This is a genomic window from Streptomyces humi, from assembly GCF_001005085.2.
GTDB classification, from domain to species: domain Bacteria; phylum Actinomycetota; class Actinomycetes; order Streptomycetales; family Streptomycetaceae; genus Streptomyces; species Streptomyces humi.
In genome coordinates, this window is the sequence record NZ_LBMU02000135.1 from 1 (window position 1) to 16434 (window position 16434).

Annotated in this window: 16 protein-coding genes and 1 pseudogene; 10 read left to right on the plus strand and 7 right to left on the minus strand. The window is 68.3% G+C overall.

All coding sequences use genetic code 11. The annotated features are described in order from the left end of the window. On the minus strand, positions 1 to 762 hold a 762-nt coding region (locus tag AAW13_RS42275; protein WP_079179193.1), incomplete at its 3' end, for a hypothetical protein. A 118-nt stretch (positions 763 to 880) separates the two neighbouring features. Further along, positions 881 to 1330: an ATP-binding protein gene (locus tag AAW13_RS42280; RefSeq protein ID WP_046733183.1), complete on the minus strand. Its 450-nt coding sequence runs from the start codon at positions 1328 to 1330 to the stop codon at positions 881 to 883. Between the two features lie 225 nt (positions 1331 to 1555). Between AAW13_RS42280 and AAW13_RS42285 the strand changes: the two genes are divergently transcribed. After that, positions 1556 to 2410 carry a helix-turn-helix domain-containing protein gene (locus AAW13_RS42285; RefSeq protein ID WP_046733184.1) on the plus strand — a complete coding sequence of 285 codons (855 nt, stop codon included), beginning with the start codon at positions 1556 to 1558 and terminating at the stop codon, positions 2408 to 2410. 10 nt (positions 2411 to 2420) lie between these two features. Further along, positions 2421 to 2591 carry a DUF397 domain-containing protein gene (locus tag AAW13_RS45390; protein WP_046733185.1) on the plus strand — a complete coding sequence of 57 codons (171 nt, stop codon included), beginning with the start codon at positions 2421 to 2423 and terminating at the stop codon, positions 2589 to 2591. Here the strand turns inward: AAW13_RS45390 and AAW13_RS42295 are convergent. From AAW13_RS42295 to AAW13_RS42310, 4 genes are all read right to left on the minus strand, one after another. After that, positions 2588 to 3247 carry a hypothetical protein gene (locus tag AAW13_RS42295; protein ID WP_046733186.1) on the minus strand — a complete coding sequence of 220 codons (660 nt, stop codon included), beginning with the start codon at positions 3245 to 3247 and terminating at the stop codon, positions 2588 to 2590. The genes AAW13_RS45390 and AAW13_RS42295 overlap by 4 nt on opposite strands. A 63-nt stretch (positions 3248 to 3310) precedes the next feature. Further along, positions 3311 to 3766, minus strand: coding sequence for a hypothetical protein (locus AAW13_RS42300; RefSeq protein WP_052768719.1), 456 nt, complete (start codon positions 3764 to 3766; stop codon positions 3311 to 3313). Positions 3767 to 4005: 239 nt separating this feature from the next. Then, on the minus strand, positions 4006 to 5040 hold the full coding sequence (locus AAW13_RS42305) for a hypothetical protein (RefSeq protein WP_046733188.1): 1035 nt from the start codon (positions 5038 to 5040) through the stop codon (positions 4006 to 4008). Beyond that, entirely contained in the window at positions 5028 to 5687 is a 660-nt protein-coding gene (locus AAW13_RS42310) for a hypothetical protein (RefSeq protein ID WP_046733189.1), read from the minus strand. The genes AAW13_RS42305 and AAW13_RS42310 overlap by 13 nt, the downstream gene beginning before the upstream one ends. 305 nt (positions 5688 to 5992) lie before the next feature. On the opposite strand from AAW13_RS42310, the gene AAW13_RS42315 reads away from it, so the two are divergent. The 7 genes from AAW13_RS42315 (at position 5993) to AAW13_RS46280 (ending at position 14217) form a co-directional block, all read left to right on the plus strand. Then, entirely contained in the window at positions 5993 to 10567 is a 4575-nt protein-coding gene (locus tag AAW13_RS42315; protein ID WP_071659865.1) for an RHS repeat-associated core domain-containing protein, read from the plus strand. Next, positions 10552 to 11097: a hypothetical protein gene (locus tag AAW13_RS42320; protein ID WP_143145102.1), complete on the plus strand. Its 546-nt coding sequence runs from the start codon at positions 10552 to 10554 to the stop codon at positions 11095 to 11097. The genes AAW13_RS42315 and AAW13_RS42320 overlap by 16 nt, the downstream gene beginning before the upstream one ends. Positions 11098 to 11188: 91 nt before the next feature. Then, on the plus strand, positions 11189 to 11371 hold the full coding sequence (locus AAW13_RS42325; protein ID WP_143145103.1) for a hypothetical protein: 183 nt from the start codon (positions 11189 to 11191) through the stop codon (positions 11369 to 11371). Between the two features lie 14 nt (positions 11372 to 11385). After that, positions 11386 to 11700 carry a hypothetical protein gene (locus AAW13_RS42330; RefSeq protein WP_240528931.1) on the plus strand — a complete coding sequence of 105 codons (315 nt, stop codon included), beginning with the start codon at positions 11386 to 11388 and terminating at the stop codon, positions 11698 to 11700. A gap of 115 nt (positions 11701 to 11815) precedes the next feature. Next, the gene (locus AAW13_RS42335) at positions 11816 to 12355 is read left to right on the plus strand and encodes a HEAT repeat domain-containing protein (protein WP_046734623.1); all 540 of its coding nucleotides are present in this window, start codon (positions 11816 to 11818) and stop codon (positions 12353 to 12355) included. After that, complete coding sequence (locus AAW13_RS47320) at positions 12352 to 13620, plus strand: hypothetical protein (protein ID WP_240528932.1); 1269 nt, start codon at positions 12352 to 12354, stop codon at positions 13618 to 13620. Before AAW13_RS42335 ends, AAW13_RS47320 begins: the two co-directional genes overlap by 4 nt. 150 nt (positions 13621 to 13770) lie before the next feature. After that, complete coding sequence (locus AAW13_RS46280) at positions 13771 to 14217, plus strand: hypothetical protein (RefSeq protein WP_071659866.1); 447 nt, start codon at positions 13771 to 13773, stop codon at positions 14215 to 14217. Between the two features lie 789 nt (positions 14218 to 15006). On the opposite strand, the gene AAW13_RS42355 is transcribed toward AAW13_RS46280, so the two are convergent. Continuing rightward, positions 15007 to 15987 (minus strand): LysR family transcriptional regulator, encoded by a 981-nt coding sequence (locus tag AAW13_RS42355; protein ID WP_046734836.1) that lies wholly within the window; start codon positions 15985 to 15987, stop codon positions 15007 to 15009. A gap of 84 nt (positions 15988 to 16071) precedes the next feature. Here AAW13_RS42355 and AAW13_RS42360 point away from each other — a divergent pair. Continuing rightward, positions 16072 to 16434: pseudogene (locus tag AAW13_RS42360) on the plus strand (hypothetical protein); the annotation flags it as partial.

Consider the following 16434-nt stretch of genomic DNA (forward strand, 5'->3'; position numbering starts at 1 on the left):
GCCGTAGGGGCCGGGGGCCTGGGCGCCGTAGGGGCCGGGGGCCTGGGCGCCGTAGGGGCCGGGCTGCTGCGCGTACTGAGGCTGTTGATACTGAGGCTGTTGGTACTGCGGCTGTTGATACTGCGGCTGCTGATATTGGGGCTGCTGTGCCGGCGTCGGGAAGGGGACGGGCGTGCCGTGGGGCAGGTATCGCACCCGTCCGCCCTCGTCCGTCACCGGCACGAACCCGGCGGCCTGGAGGCGTTGCGCGAACTTGGCGTTGCGCCCGCGCGTTACGAAGAACCCGAGCCCCATGACGGCCATGAGGACGACCCAGACGACACCGGAGACGAAGAAGGCGCCCGCGCTGCCGCCCGCACGGGCCGCGGCCAGCAGCAGCCCCAGGGTGATGCCACCAGCCCCGAACAGCAGCCGCCGCTCGGCGTTCTTCCCGGTGAGGTCGAACTGGATGCGGGCCTTGAGGAGTTCGACGGCGTCAGGGACGAGGGGCGGCAGCGAGACCCCGTCGGCGGCGTTCGGGAACTGCGCCCAGTTCTGCGCGGCCCGCGCCCGGCCCTGGGGGCTGTGGTCGGGGACGATCAGCATCTTGAGGACGTTGTTGCGGGAGCCGGTGTGGCGGGCGTCCGCGTACTCGTACCCGAACTGCTGGGCGATGAAGGCGAGCCGGGCCAGCTTCTTCACGGAGGACCAGGCGTTGGTGAGCTCGACGGGCTCGCCGCCGGCCATCAACTGGAACATCTTCCTCGTCTGCCGCGCGCTCATCGCATCCGCTCCCCGTCGGCCGAGCCACTCTTTTCACTTCTGCAACCCTGGAAGTGTTCCATGTGGCATGCACCGGGAGAACGGCCACCGGGTGGATTGACCGGAGCTTGACCAGTCATCAGCACCCGCGGACCTCGAACCACAGCAGCTTCCCGGCACCGCGGTCGAGCGGACCGCCGTCTCCGACGCACAGGCCGCCCCACGAGTCCGCGTACTCCTGCACGAGCCGCAGACCGCGCCCCTGCTCGGCTTCCGCCGGGACGTACCGCACGCGGTCCCGGGGAGGCTCCCCGAAGGGGGCGGGGATACGCGGGTGACTGTCCCAGACCCCGACCCGCAGCCGCCCGTCCGCGAGAGCGGTGAGCCGGAGGGAGGCGGGGCCGCGTGTGTGCCGGTAGGCGTTGGTGACCAGTTCCGAGGCCAACAACTCGACGGCGTCGAGAGCCTCGTTCCTGCCGTGACCGCTGAGCACCGCCCGTACGGTCATACGTGCGACGCGTGCCGCACGGGGATCACGAGGCAAGCGAAGGGCGTACGTCCAGGTGTCGGGCAGGAATACGGTGTCCACGAGGACCTCCGACGAGAGACGGGACTTCGGATTCGCTCAACGACCGCGCCGGGCGGTGGCCTGCCGTGGTGGTGCGCTTCCGGCTTATGGGCGCGGGGAGTTGTGCGGTACAGGCATTACAGTAGGCCGCAGCTGGGAGATACATCTCCAAAATCAGGGAGATATGCCCGCGTTTACCTCCTGTGGGTTACAAGAGAGCCGCACACCGGCTGGGAAGGACATGCCGTGCCGCCCACCAACAACCCCACTCTGCGTCAACGGCGTCTCGGTACCGAGCTGCGCAAACTCCGTGAGCGATCCGGCCTCACCGTCACCCAGGCTGCCGCGCTCCTGGGCGTCAACCAGGGGCGTGTCAGCATGATCGAGACAGGCCGCAGCTCCCTCAGCCCTGACCGGGTCCGGTCGCTGGCATCGGCGTACGACTGCTCGGACGGGGCTGTGGTCGACGCCTTGGCCGCGATGACCGGACGCCGGACCGGCGGCTGGTGGGAGGAGTACCGCGAACACCTCCCGGCCGCATTGGTCGATCTGGCCGAACTCGAACACCACGCGACCGGGTTGCGGGTGGCCCTCGCGATGCACGTACCCGCGTTGCTACAGACCGCCGACCATGCCCGTGCCCTCTTCCGGGCCGTGGTGCCCCCCATGCGACAGTACGAGATCGAGCATCGCCTCACGCACCGTATGAAACGGCAGGGCATTCTCCACCGTGAGAGACCGTTGCCGTATACGGCGATCATTCATGAGTCGGCTCTTCGCATCCGCTTCGGCGGCCCCGACGTCAGACGAGGCCAGCTCAAGCACCTCCTCGACATGAGCAAGCTGCCGAACGTGACCGTCCGGGTGATCCCCTTCGACGCGGAGTACTACCCGAGCACGGGTCAGTCCTTCGACTACGTCGAGGGCCCGGTCCCGCAACTCGACACGGTTCAGCTCGACACCCATCACGGCGGGTGCGGATTTCTCGACGGGGAAGCACAGTTGAGCAAGTACCGTGCCGTGCTGGACCACATGGAGTCCTGCGCGCTCGGCCCGGCCGAGTCGCACGACTTCATCCAGAGCCTCATCCAGGACATCTGAGAGAGGGACCGTGCACATACTCCACTGGCGGAAGTCGAGCTACAGCGGCGACAGCTCGAACTGCGTCGAGGTGGCCACCACCCCCGCAGCCGTCCACATCCGCGACTCGAAGAACCCGGTGGGCCCCCGCCTCACCATCAGCGGCTCCGCCTGGACCCACTTCACCTCCAGCCGTCGCTAAGGCTGGCACTGAGCAGCCCCTCGGGCGGAAATGATCTGCGACGTCTGCCAGACATCGTCGGAATTCTTGTCGAGCCTGGTGTTGTACGTGACGTAACTGTCTTTGGTGACGGGCGTCTTGTTGATCTTGTTGGTCTTCTTGTCCTTGCTGAAGCCCTTGCTCTCGTCGCCGCAGTACGTGAGGACGGCCGCTGTCTTGCTCTCGAGCGTCACCTTGCGGTCGTAATACCGGACAGCACCGGTGATCGTGACGTCGGCCTTCTTGAACTGGCCCACCCAGGACAGCGATGCCTCAAGGGCCTTGCCCGTGGTGTAGTAGCTGATTCCCTCGCCCTTGGGATCCGTCCCGGCAATGGCGGCGTCAACCGCCCGCGTCATCTCCGCGCTGTCGGCGAGCACCGCGTCCTTGTCCGCATTTCCAGTACGGCCGCCTTCGAAGGTCAACGTCACGTCCGACGGCAACGTGATCTCCGGGCGACCGTCGGACGATGTCGAGGCAGACGCACTCGGCGAGGCCGAAGCGGACGCCCCGGTCGCCGTGGGCGGAGACGAGGCCTTTTCCGCGGCCTTCGCTCCGCCGTCGCCGCATCCGGTGAGGAGGACTACGCCGGTCAGACCGGATACGGCTGTCGTGGACAGGCGGGAACGGGGGTTCACGAATACTCCTGGCAGAGCGGATGGGGTTGGTACACGAGGTACCGAGAACACGCGGCTCGTCGGCTAGCCGGCGCAGGCCCTGTCGCCGCGGTGCGAGGTCAGAGCGGAGGTCTGCCACACGCCTGAGTCGTTCTTTTCGACGCGCGTGTTGTACAACACGTACGGGCTCTGGTCCGAGGGCGTCCGGTCGACCTTGCCGGTCTTGCGGTTCTTGTTGAACCCCTTGCTCTCGTCGGAACAGTAGAGGACCGTCGCCGTGGTCTTTCCGGAGGCCAGGGTGACCTTCGGAGCGAAGTAGCGGGTGGTTCCCGTGAAGGAGAGGTCGGCGTGCAAATACGCCTGGATCCAGGCGACGGCGCCGCTCAACGCCTTGTCCCGGTAGTAGAACGACAGACCGGGCGCGCTCGTGTCGCCGCGCAGGATGGCGTCGTTCGTGGAGTCGATGCGTGCGGCGACATCTGCGAGTACAGCGTCCTTCGCAGCATCGCCCGTCTTCCAGCCCACGTACTCGTCCGTCACGTCCGACGGCAACGTGACGTGGGGGCGGTCCGCGGCGGCCGACGCGCTCGGCGATGTGGGTGCGCTGCTGCCCGCTCCCCCACCGGCCACGTCGTCGTCAACCGTTGTGGAGCCGCCGCTCCCGCCACAACCACCGACCAGCAGCGTGATCGCGGCTCCCGTGAGTGCGCATGCGAACAGACGGGGCCGACGGCTCACTCTGAAACTCCTGCCGGGGTGGTGTGGTCGGGCTGCTTCTCTCACCTGTTGACGGACTGGATCTCCTGCACGATGACATCCTGCGCCCGGCCGAAGGCACCGTCGGGAAGGTCGGCGCCGTTGCCGTCGCTTCCGGTCCAGTGAATCTTCCAGGTGACCGTCGCCCTGAGCTGGTACGAGCCGTCGCCGGACGAGCGGAGGTATTTCACCCCACAGGGTGGCGTCTTGCCTGCGTCGCCCGCGGTGTACTCCTCGCCGACACTGCCGTTGTTGAACTCACAGACGCCGGAGGCGGGGTAGGTCACCGCGTCGGAGGTACCCGGGTCGATCCTGAGAGAGACGGGTTCAGCCGTGGTCGTCGCCGAGAGGCCGAGCACCGGGACGCTGGCGGTGACCGACACCGGCTTGAACGTCGCCTTGTCCAGCCAGGCCCAGGTGGCGAGGTTGACCTTGGTCGTACCCGCGGGCTTCAGACTCACCTCTGTGGTGGGAACCCGGATCTCGTTGTAGGCGAGCTCACCGAGGATCTTCGTGGAAATGGTGTTCGGGATGTTGGCCGGAGGCGCATCACCCGTGTCCACCCAGAAATAGGGTTCGTCGCACTTGTCCCAGCCGGGCGGGAAGGACTTGTTGACGTACGAGTCCCACCAGTAGCCCTTGCCGGCCTTGTCCTTGTTGAAGTCCTTGTAGGGGTGACCGTTGACGTAGCGGTCACGCTGCTGGGCGTCCCACTCGTACCCCGTCGAGTCCGCGGCCCAGATCGGTTCCACATACGCCTGGAAGGCGGCGGGGCTGTACTTGGGGGCGTACCAGCAGGCCGGCGGCGACCAGGAGGTGGTCGCGGCGACCGGCCCCACAGAGGCACCGGATCCGTTCTTGGAACGGTCATAAACAATGGCACCGGCCGTCGAGGACAAGGTGCCGTCACCGGAGGAGTCTCCGTGCTCCTGCGTCCCGGTGGTCACGGTTCCGTCATCGCCGCGTCCACCCGCGTAGGCGGTCTGTGAGACGAAGACCGAAACCCACGCGAGCGAAAAGACCGCCGCACCTCTTGCCACATTCCTTACGGCTGGCACGCCTTGTCCCCCCGATTTGACACAATGTCAGTGGTTTGCCAAACACCCATGGCGTTCTTCGTGAGCTTTGAGTGATACAGCACGTAACTGTCCGCAGTCGTCGGCGTGTTCTTGACCTTGCCGGTCTTCCTGTTCTTCAAGAACGACTTGCTCTCGTCGGAACAGTAGGTGACGTATGCATCCTTGGCCCCGGACAGCGTCACCTTGCGGTCGAAGTACCGGGTCTTACCGGACCACGTGTCGCCCTTGTCGATGTATCCCTGCACATAAGTGATCGCTGCGCCAAGGGCCTTGTCCGCATTGTAGAAGCCGAGGGCCTTCGTGCCCGTACTCCCCTGGAAGATCGCGTCATCCATGGAATTCACGCTCAGGGCGCTGTCCGCGAGGACCGCGTCCTTCGTGGCATCGCCGGACTTCTGGTCTTCGAAAACGTTCGAGGCATAGGACGGGAACGTGATCTTCGGGCGCCCAGCCGCCTCAGTGGCCGAAGCGGTCGGTGAAGCCGACGTCGACGAACCCGTGTCCGCTCCCTTGATCTTGCCGTTCGAGTCGGACTTGCCTCCGTCGCCTCCGCCGCAGCCGGCGAGCAGAAGTGCTGCCGTCGCACCGGCGGCGGCAGTCGTGAGCAGGCGGGTGCGGCGGGTCACGGTGGGCTCCTGATGAGGCGGCTGATGTCGAAGAAAGCAGCCGATACGGTAGCCGGGTCGGGCGCGAAGACACCAGAGCGAATACCTGAATACCGTGCGCGCAAAGTGTGCACGAGTGGGACAAAGCAACGCCAACTTGACTCCGCCGTGGGCGCATTGGTTGCCTTCCTGTGACATTGCGGCAGCTGTCCGTGGCCGCACGGTTGGCCCTTGCAAAGGGTCACTTCACCTCGTACGAGTGAGCCCTGTAGGTTCATGCACGCAGGGACTCCATATGAGGCGTACGCGACGGGGGTTGCGGGGACATGGCGGGGTACCGACCGGCGGACTGGCATCCACTCGATCTTGACAGGGACCCGACCCCGGGCGACCCGCAACGCGTCCGCACCCTCGCCGCACAGCTCCACACCTTTGCCGACGACGTCTCCGACGCGCTGCGTCTGGTCAAGGGGATGGCCGGTGAGGACACCCTGCTCCAGTGGGCCGGTAAATCGGCCGACGTCTTCAAGGAGCAGTTCAAGGACGTTCCGAAGAACCTGAAGAAGCTGAAGAAGTCCTACGAGATGTGCGGCGACGCCCTCGCGGACTACTGGCCCAAGCTGGAGCGGGCCCAGGCGCTGGCCGACAAGGCGCTCGCCAAGGCGAAGGACGCCCAGTCCGATCTGTCCTCCGCCAAGTCCCGCCTCTCCTCCGCCGATTCCTGGGTCACCCGGGCGTCGAAGGAAGCGGACAAGTACAAGGACGACCCCACCGGCAGCAAAAGCGCTGAGAAGCCGGACGAGGGCAAGGTGCGGGCCGCGACCCGGGACGTGCAGAGCGCCAAGTCCGCGCACACCAAGGCCCAGTCGGACGTCACCTCCGCGCAGAGCGCCCTCGACGCGGCGAAGAAGATGGCCGAGGACGCCCGGAAGATGCGCGACGACGCGGCGGGTGAGGCGAAGCGGAAGATCGACGAGGCGTCCGACGCCGGGATACCCAACCGGCACTGGTGGCAGGACGTCGGGCACTGGTTCGAGGACAACTGGGACACCATCGTCACGGTGTGCAAGGTGGTCGTCGCGGTCGTCGGGATCATCGCGATGATCATCGGCGGGCCGATCCTCGGCGCGATCGTCCTCGTCGCCGCGCTCGTCGTCCTCGCGGACACGCTCTACAAATACTCAAAAGGCCAAGCATCGCTATGGGACGTGGCGTTCGCCGCCCTGGACTGCATACCCGGCGGCAAGGGCATCACCAGCCTCGGCAAACTCGCCAAGGGGCTCAAGGAGATGAAGAACCTCCGCGGCGGCATGAAGGCCATGAGCCTCGCTGTCCGCGGGCTCGGGAAGAACGCCCGGGGCATGCTGGCGGAAGGTGCCGAAGGGGCCTTCAACCGGCTCAAGAGCGTCGTGCGATCCAAGGGCAGCGACCCCGTCGACATGGCCACCGGCGCGATGTACCTCCCACAGAGCGACATCGAACTGCCGGGCATGCTGCCGCTGGCCTTCACCCGCCGCGTCGCCTCCGACTACCGCTGCGGATGGTGGTTCGGACCGAGTTGGGCCTCGACCCTCGACGAGCGTCTCGAGGTCGACGAGCACGGCGTCGTCCACGTCACCGAGGACGGCCTGCTGCTCGCCTACCCCCACCCCACCGCACCCCACACTGCGGTCATGCCGGAGGCCGGCCCCCGACGCCCCCTGACCCGCCACGACGACGGCGGCTACCGCATCACCGACCCGCTCACCGGCCGGACCCGGCACTTCGCGCGCCCCGCCACCGACGGCACCGCCTCGCTCACGCAGATATCCGACCGCAACCAGCACATCATCGCCTTCGACTACGACGAGTACGGCACCCCGCTCGCCATCCGCCACTCCGGCGGCTACCACATCAAGTTCAGCACCGACGAGGGCCGTGTCACCGCGCTCGTTCTGGCCGGAGCCGCCGAGGACGGTTCGGACGTCGTCGTCAAGCGCTACGGCTACACCGACGGCAACCTCACCGAGACGGTCAACTCCTCCGGTCTGCCCCTGCGCTTCACCTACGACGACCGGCTGCGCGTCACCTCCTGGACTGACACCAACAACAGCCGCTACGCCTACTCCTACGACGACCGCGACCGCTGCATCGCCGAAGGCGGCGAAGCCGGCCACATCAGCATCACCCTCGACTACGACGGCACCGACCCCGCCTGGCCCAGCTGCCGCATCACCACCCTCACCACCGCCGAAGGCGCCGTCACCCGCTTCGTCGTCAACGCCAACAGCCAGGTGATCGCCGAGACCGACCCTCTCGGCAACACCACCCGCACCACCTACGACGCCCACCACCATGTCACGTCCCACATCGACGCCATGGGCCACGGCACCGAGTTCTTGAACGACGAACTCGGCCGTCCGGTCAAGGTGCGGCACCCGGACGGAGGCCGGACCTCGGTCGTGTACGGCGCGCTCGGCCTACCCACGGAGACGGTGACGCAGGACGGCGGGCGATGGAGCCGGACGTACGACGAACGAGGCAACGGCCTCACCATCACCGACCCCGCGGGCGCAACCAGTCACTTCTCCTACGATGAGCAGGGCCGCCTGGTCGAGTGCGTCGATCCGCTCGGCGCAACGACGCACGTGGAGTGCAACCCGGCGGGCCTAGCCGTCGCCGTTATCGATCCGCTCGGCGGGCACACCGTCGTCGAGCACGACGGCTTCGGACACACCGTGTCCGAAACCGACTCTCTCGGCCGAACCACTCGGTGGAACTGGACCGTTGAGGGACAATTGCTGAGCACCGCCCACCCGGACGGCACCACGGAGTCGTGGACCTACGACGCGGAGGGCAACTGTCTCAGCCACACTGACGCCGTGGGCGCCATGACGCGTTACGAGTACACCCACTTCGACCTGCCCAGCGCCCGTTTCGAACCGGGCGGCACGCACCACCGGTTCGAGTACGACGCGTCTCTGCGACTGACTAAGGTGGCAGACGACTCCGGCCGTACCTGGGAATACACGTACGACGCAGCAGGCAACCTCATCGCCGAGACCGACTACGATAACCGCCTCGTTCGATACGAACGCGACCCGGCGGGACGGCTCACCGTCAGGACGAACCCCCTCGGGCAGGTCATCGGATACACGCGCGATGCCATGGGGCGACCAGTGCGCATCGACGCCGATGGCGCCGTCACGGACTTCGCCTACGACATGGCGGGACGGCTCACGGAAGCCGTGTGGTCGGGCGGCCGGCTGTTCCGCACCTACGACACCGCGGGACAGATGACGTCGGAAACGATCAACGGGCGCACGCTACGGCTCGCCTACGATGCCGCCGGCCAGCTGGTGGAGCGTTGTACACCGGCAGGTGCGGAGACCGTCTACGCCTACGACGCTGCCGGTCGACGAATCTCGCTGGCCACCGCCGGACGCACCGTGGTCTCCGTACACGACGCTGTCGGCCGGGAGACAAGCCGACTATGGGACAGTGCGACCCGTCTGGCACTGTCCTGGAACTCCTCCGGCCGGCCGGCCACCCAGCAGGTCACCGGTCCCCACGGTGTGGTGCTCTCTCACCAGGAGTACACATGGCGGGCCGACGGGGCGCTTCTCACGGCAGGGGAGCAGCGCTACTCGCTCGACCTCTCCGGGCGGGTCACGCACGTCCGGACCGCAGAATGGACCGAGTCGTACACCTACGACGCTGCGGGGAACCAGACGACAGCAACCTGGCCAGGCACGCACACCGGCGCGGATACCGTCGGGCGCCGTGAGTACGTGGGAAGCCGTCTCGTCGCAGCCGGACAGATGCGCTACGAGTACGACCGCAGTGGACACCTTGTCGAACGGCGACGCGCGAGACTGTCCCGGAAGCCCGACATCTGGCGCTACACATGGGATGCCCAGGACCGGCTCACGGAGGTGACCGATCCGGAGGGGACCGTGTGGCGGTATGCGTACGACCCGCTCGGCCGCCGAATCGCCAAGCAGCGCCTCTCCCCCGATGGGAAGGTTTTGGACGAGACCGTGTTCAGCTGGCACGGGGGCATGCTGATCGAGCAGTCCACGGCCTCTGCCGCCACGCCCGTGGCGCTGAGTCAGACGTGGGAGTTCGACGAGAGTGGCATCGAGCCGCTGGCCCAGACAGAGCGTTACGTGAATGTCGTCGGCACGTCGCGAACAGCGAACTTGCCGCAGGAAGAGATCAACCGGCGCTTCTACGCCATCGTCACCGACATCGTGGGTTCGCCCACCGCTCTGCTCGACGAGCATGGCGAAGTCGTCTGGCGCCGCACTTCCACCCTGTGGGGTACGACCACCTGGAACGCCGACGCGTCGGCCTACACGCCGCTGCGCTTCCCAGGCCAGTACCACGACGCCGAGACCGGCCACCACTACAACCTGCACCGTCACTACGACCCCGAGACGGGGCGATACCTCAGCCCCGACCCGTTGGGTCTGACAGCCGCCCGCAACCCGCAGACGTACGTCCACAACCCCCTGACGTGGCTGGACCCGTACGGCCTTTCGCCGTACCAGCCGATCCGGGTGCGGGCGGGTCAGCAGGTGAAGAAGGGGACTCCCTTCGAGATGAGTCCGCCGGAGCGCGAGTTCGTGGAGAAACTCCTTGAAAAACGCACAAATCTACGCGTTTACCGGACTCATGGCAAGCAGGCCGAAGGAGACTTCGTGATCGTGGACATGACCGACAAGAGGAACCGGGTCGGATGGGTCGTCGATCACAAAATGAATGCCGACAAGGTCACTAAAGGCAATCAGTTCACCAATGCCGCTCGTGCGGCCGAAGCCGTCGGAATCCCACGCGGTAGCTTCGAGATCGCCACGGGTGACACCGACAAGCTGCTGGAGATTCTCGGTCGTGGTCGTAGCGGATGGAACAGGAACTGAGCGTGATCGTTCTCCCCAGATTGCTCCACGATCTGCTCGGTCAGGTCGACGAGAGGCGCGCCGGACACCTGGCGCTGGACTTTGCACAGCATGCGCTCGATATCCGACAGGGGGAGATCGAGGAGAAAGTGATGGCCGCGTGCCAGGAGTGCCTCATGGCCGCTCACGAGGCGATCCGACTCGGCGAGGCCACGCCTCGGCTGCTCCAGGCGCAGGAGCGCCTGTACGCGGTCGCCGAACGGTGGGAGGGCAACCGGAACTCACTCGCCACCGGGGCGGGCCTGACAGTGCAGGCCGTGCGGGTGGGCTGTCAGCGCATGTTGGAAGAAGCCCGCGAACACGTGATGCGCACCTCCCTGATCACATGCCAGGACCTCGCCCGGGAGATCCAGTCCGACATCGGCGCCTGGTACGCGGAACGGACACCCCACGAGGGCGACGACCGGCGGCATGCCGCACGCCGCGCCCGCTGGGAAGAGGCCCGCTGGCAGGTGCAGCACCTCATCGAGACGGAACCCGCGCCCGGCTGAAATGGTACGAAAGGTCGACCGAGCGAGTCGCAAGGACGGGCCGGGGGACGACGTGGCCGAGGTCATCCGGCATAACCGCAACGGTGGCGCCATGCACAACTACGAGCTGGTTGAGGGGCCGATGCTGCGTAACCTCAAGGGATTCCTGAAGGGATTCCCGAGGGAGGGGAAGCCCCCCGTCCTGAACGGGCACCAGATCGCGATCTTCGGTGACAGGGCCGCCGAGCTCTTCACCGGCTCCGTTCTCCGACGAGTAGGACCTCCGGCATCGTGACAACGGAATTCTTGATGGATCTCGACGAGGGAATGGTCGGGTACTTCCGCGACATCGCGGACGAGATGACCTCACGGTTCGGTATCTCCCGGGCGGAAGCGGTGGCCAGGGTCAACGAGCGGTATCACGACGCCGAGATCTCCGCGTACCCCGATCTCATGTGCCACGAGTTCCCGGAGTACTGGTCGTACGGCCTGTACTACTACCCTGACGAGTCCGGACGCCTGCCCACCGGTGACGAGGACGACGACGGGGGCTCCGACCTGTCCACCCTGCGAGTCCGCCCCGCGCCTCCGACGGACTCGCCCTACTGGACCGTTGAGGCCTGACAGTCTTGCTCGCGACGTACACGGAGGCAACTGATCGAGTGGCATGCCGCCCGACGGTCCGGACGAGCCGTAACCGACCCCTGACGCCCCGGATGGAGCCACAGGAGTGACGCGGATGACCGACCTGGAGCGGGCGGACTCCCTCGTCACCGGCGGATACATCAGCACCCGGCGGGCCGAGGAGACCGCGGCCGCGGTGCCTGCGGCACGGCAGCGCGTTCTCGACTGGTTGCGGATCACGTCCGCCGAGGGGGACTGGCGGCGCTTCGAACGGCTCGCCGCGCTGGCGCTGCACCTCCACCCCGAAGGGCTCGGACCGATCCTGGCAGCGGTGCTGGTCTCGCGGCCCGCGGGCGTGAACACGGAGGACATGGTCGACCTGCTCGGAGAGCTGCGGGCTCCGGAGGGGGTCGAGCCGGTCGCCGCCCTGGTGCGGGAACGGAAGTCGACCGACGGCCCGTGCTTCACCTTCTGCGTCAAGGCCCTCCAGACCCTGGGGGAGATCGGCACCCCCGAAGCCGTCGGATTCCTGCGCGGCATCGCCACCGGTGATCCCGCGGCCTGGCCCGACACCCTGCGTCGGCACGCCGCGGAGGAACTGGGCATCGAGGACGAACTCGGCTTCGACGAGGACGGGACGCTGGGCAGATCATGAACAAGCAGCATCAGCCGGGTGGCGAGGGCGACGCACCGGAAACCGATCTCGCCGAGATCGAGGAGATGTGCGCCGTGGCCACGCCCGGGCCCTGGTTCGTCAGGCACCTGGACGACAGCCACGCCATGAACCTGCTCGCCGTGAGCACGGTGGCGGACACCGGACTCGGTGAACGGTGGCCCGACTTCGACCACGGGGAGCTGATCGCGGCGACCCTGGTGCAGGAGCCACGCTACGTGGACTGCGCCGACGAACGCTGGGACGAGAACGCGGCCTTCATCGCGATGGCACGGGAGGCCGTGCCCCGGCTCGTGCGGGAGGTGCGGCGTCTGCGGCGGCTCCTCGCGGCCACCGTCCCCGGAGAGGCACACGCGACGGAGACCAGCACCTTCGCGTACCGCTTCCGCAGCCCGCTCGGCGGGCTCGCCGCCGATCTGACGGCGGGGCACATGTCCCCGGGCGCGGAAGACGGTTTCTTCCTCCAGATCGACCGGCAGGTGCGCCTGATCCCGCCCGCGGGAGCGCACTGGCGCGACGTCCACTGGCTGGCCCACGGCCTGGCCGCGCACGCGGCCGCCCTGCTGTCACTGCATCCGGAGGGCCTGACCGTCAGGGTCACGTCGCTCACGTTCCCGCTCGCCCACTACCGCCCGGAAGTCGCGGCCCTGGCCATGGACGGCTGGGTCAGGCAGCAGTTCGGCCTCCCGGACCGCGGCCTGCGGGTGGCCTTCGACGTCGACGAGCGGGGAGGGTACGTGTTCCGGTGGGGAGACGGCACCGCGCCTTCCCAGACCACACTCCGGTTCGAGTTCTCCGTGGCCGAGAACGAGGCACCCCCGCCGTCGGGGTTCGACCTCGGGCACATGGACGTCCGGGGCGACCGGGGAGAGGCGAGCTCGCGGGACCGCACCCCGGACCAGGCGATGATGATCTATCTCTCGCTGCCCCTGCTCATGGACGGCCTGCGTCGCTTCCTGCCGGGCGGGGACCGGACCTTCACCACGGCCGCCATCGACTCGTCCTTCTCGCTGACCTTCCGGCGCCAAAAAGACGGCTCGATCGAGACCCTCCACGACGGTATGGTCATCGGCCGCACGTCCGTCGAGGACCTCGCGAGCGCCGTGTACACGGCAGCCGAGCACTTCGCGGGGCCCCGGCTCCCTCTCCTGCCCGCGGACGACGCGGGACGCGAGGACCTGGAGAAGTCCCTGGCCGAATTCAGGGACTTTGTGGCGCGGCTGCCTGAAGAGAACCCTGGTGGGTGACGGCGCCAGTCCCTGGGTCGTCCTCGTACCGGAAGGTTCGGCCGAGACCCAGCGACGATTGTCGGAGGTGACGGCGAGCGGCGGCCTCGTCCACCACTTCAGAGGACAGGGCCGGAAGCGGAGGCGCCGCCGGTGCGGGTGTGCTTGAGCATGCTCTGCGCGACCGGGCCTCCGGTGGGCGCGGCCGACTCGCTGGGCGAGACCGGCGGTGGCGACACGGCGGGAGAGGAGGGCGCGGCGGAGGTGGGCGGGACCGTGGAGGGCGGGGCGGAGACCGACGACGATCCCGGTTTCGGCGAGGTGACCGTCACCCCGGAGGACGAGGTCGGTCGCGCGGACGCCGACGCGCTCGGCCCGGCGGTCCACTTTCCGGTGCCGGACGCCGAGGAGGAGGCGCCGGCCGACGGGGTCTTCGTACCGCCGCTCACGGCCGGGCCGGCCACCGAGGCGCCGTCGCCCGAGGACCCGGGCGAGCGCGCGGGCCTCGGCGAGTCGTCCACCGTGTCGGCGGGCCGGTCGGCGTTCCTTCCGGGCACCGGCAGCCAGGACACGCCGGAACTCCCGGACAGCAGGGTGACGACGATGACGACCGCGTAGACCGCGCAGACGAGGCCGACGGCCGTCCCGATTCCGCGGAGCCGGTGGAGCCTACGCCTGCGACGCTCCGACACGTCGACGGAGGCGGGGGCGAGGGCGGGGGTGGGGGCGAGGGCGTCGGGAGCGGCTGAGCCCTCAGGGGCACCAAGGGCCCCGGAGGTCGCGGAGCCCACCGCCACCGCCGGCCATATCGGCCTGGTCGGCCGTATCGACTTGGTCGGCCATATCGGCCTGGTCGGCCCGGTCGGCCGTATGCGTGCGGGGCCGGCGTCGTTGTGGACGCCCACCTCGTCGGGGTCGTGGGCGGGGTCCGGGACCCGGTCGCGCGGAAACACCGGGATCGGCGGCTCGACCACGCTCCACGGGTTCCGTGACGACCCGGCGCGCAACGCCCTGCTCGCCCCACCGGCACCCGCAGCACCACCCGCCACCCCACCACCCTCGGCACCCGCAACACCCGCCGTCACCCCACCACCCTCGGCACCCGCAACGTCCGTCGCCACCCCACCACCCTCGGCGTCCGCAACGTCCGTCGTCGCCCCACCCCCGTCCTCGCCCGTCACCGGCACATCCCGGGCGTCCAGGGCCACCTGGGGCATGTCGGGTTGGGTTTCTTCTCGCCAATTTTTCACGCGCGTACATCCCCTCACGGGAGTGTTCCGGGCGCACTGACGAACCCGAGCGCACGTCATCGGAACGAGCCCCCACCCGTGCCAAGCGCCCCCTTGCAGCTCTATGCGCTCGGGCCCATGAAGCTAGCGCACGGGGGAGATCGGTGTTCCCGATGTGTCATTTGCGGTCGTCCATCACTTCTTGATCAGTGGCCGGAATCCAACCGTCCGACGGCCGCTGAAGCCAGCCTTCCGCCCGCCCGATCTCCGCCGCCGCCTGTCGCAGCGCGTCGACTCCCGGATGGACCAGCCCCTTTCGCCACACGAGCGACACGGCCGACAACGGCACCGGATCGACCAAGGGGCGCGCGACACTCCCAGGTATGGCCGGAAAACCCACTACCGCGAGGATCGGATTCCGGTTCTTGGCCATGATGCGCTGGAACTCCTCCTCCCCCACGGCCAGCGGCAGGGGCGGCGCGACCGCGACACCCCGCCCTTCGAACAGGCAAAAGGCCAGGTCGGTCCATTCCAGCGTGCGTTCGTTGCCGGCCCCGGCGTACACGGTCTCGCCCGCCAGCGCGGCCAGCGGCACCGCCTCAAGGGCCGCCAGACGGTGATCGGAGGGAAGAATTACGGCCATGGGTTCGAACCGAACGGGCATGTGTTCGAGCCCGGAGCGCAGCGCCGGATCCAGTCCCGCGAACCGCCCGAAGGACACGTCGAGGCGGCCGGCGAGGAGTTCGGCCGCCGCTCCGGTGAGCCCGCTCTCGTAGCGGGCCATCAGCTCACAGTCGGGGGCGAGTTCGCGGGCCCGGTACAGCACCCGGCGGCCGGTCTCCAGGCCGGGCGAGTTGAGGTCCACCAGCAGCGGCCGGGCCTGTCCGAACGCGGCGAGCAGCGCGTCCTGGGCGGCCAGCACCCGGCGGGCGTACGGCAGCAGCCGGGCGCCGTCGACGGTCAGGGCGACCTGCCGGGTGGTGCGGAGGAACAGCTCGGCGCCCAACTCCCGCTCAAGCCGCCGTACATCACGGCTGAGCGCCTGCTGGGCGACGTAGAGCCGGGCGGCGGCGCGGGTGAAGTGCAGTTCCTCGGCCACGGCGACGAAGACGCGCAGCAGGCGGGGGTCGATGTGGGCGGACGAGGCGGGCGCTGGCATCACGCGAACTTACAACACAGGCGCGTGAATCGGCACTGATCAGGTGTTGGACCTCACGAGCCGCCCGGCGCGACGGTGGTGTCCATGCCGAACCCGCCCCGGCCGAGCTCCGGAAAGCCCCTGCACACCGTCACCGCCGACACCCTCGTCACCGTCGACTTCGCCCCCCGCTTCCCCGACCCCGACCCCGACCCCGACCCCGACCCCGGCCCCGACTCCGACCCCGGCCTCGGCCTCGGCCCCGACGGACCCCGCCGCTCCCCCCGCTCGCACCACTCTCCCCGCTCCCCCCGCTCCCCCCGCTCCCCCCTACGGTCCCGTCCGCCCGGCCCCTACCGCCGCCTCTTCGCCCGCCCCGGTACCCGCGCCTTCACCGCCGGGAACCTGCTGGCCCGGCTCCCCATGGGGATGTTCAGCGTCAGCGCCGTCGTGATGATCGCCGGCGCC

Excerpts from the sequence above, each read along its gene's own strand:
- AAW13_RS46280 (WP_071659866.1), top strand. The coding sequence starts at position 13,771 with ATGCTCTGCGCGACCGGGCCTCCGGTGGGCGCGGCCGACTCGCTGGGC.
- AAW13_RS42355 (WP_046734836.1), bottom strand. The coding sequence starts at position 15,987 with ATGCCAGCGCCCGCCTCGTCCGCCCACATCGACCCCCGCCTGCTGCGC.
- AAW13_RS42335 (WP_046734623.1), top strand. The coding sequence starts at position 11,816 with ATGACCGACCTGGAGCGGGCGGACTCCCTCGTCACCGGCGGATACATC.
- AAW13_RS42320 (WP_143145102.1), top strand. The coding sequence starts at position 10,552 with ATGGAACAGGAACTGAGCGTGATCGTTCTCCCCAGATTGCTCCACGAT.
- AAW13_RS47320 (WP_240528932.1), top strand. The coding sequence starts at position 12,352 with ATGAACAAGCAGCATCAGCCGGGTGGCGAGGGCGACGCACCGGAAACC.
- AAW13_RS42325 (WP_143145103.1), top strand. The coding sequence starts at position 11,189 with ATGCACAACTACGAGCTGGTTGAGGGGCCGATGCTGCGTAACCTCAAG.
- AAW13_RS42330 (WP_240528931.1), top strand. The coding sequence starts at position 11,386 with ATGGATCTCGACGAGGGAATGGTCGGGTACTTCCGCGACATCGCGGAC.
- AAW13_RS42315 (WP_071659865.1), top strand. The coding sequence starts at position 5,993 with ATGGCGGGGTACCGACCGGCGGACTGGCATCCACTCGATCTTGACAGG.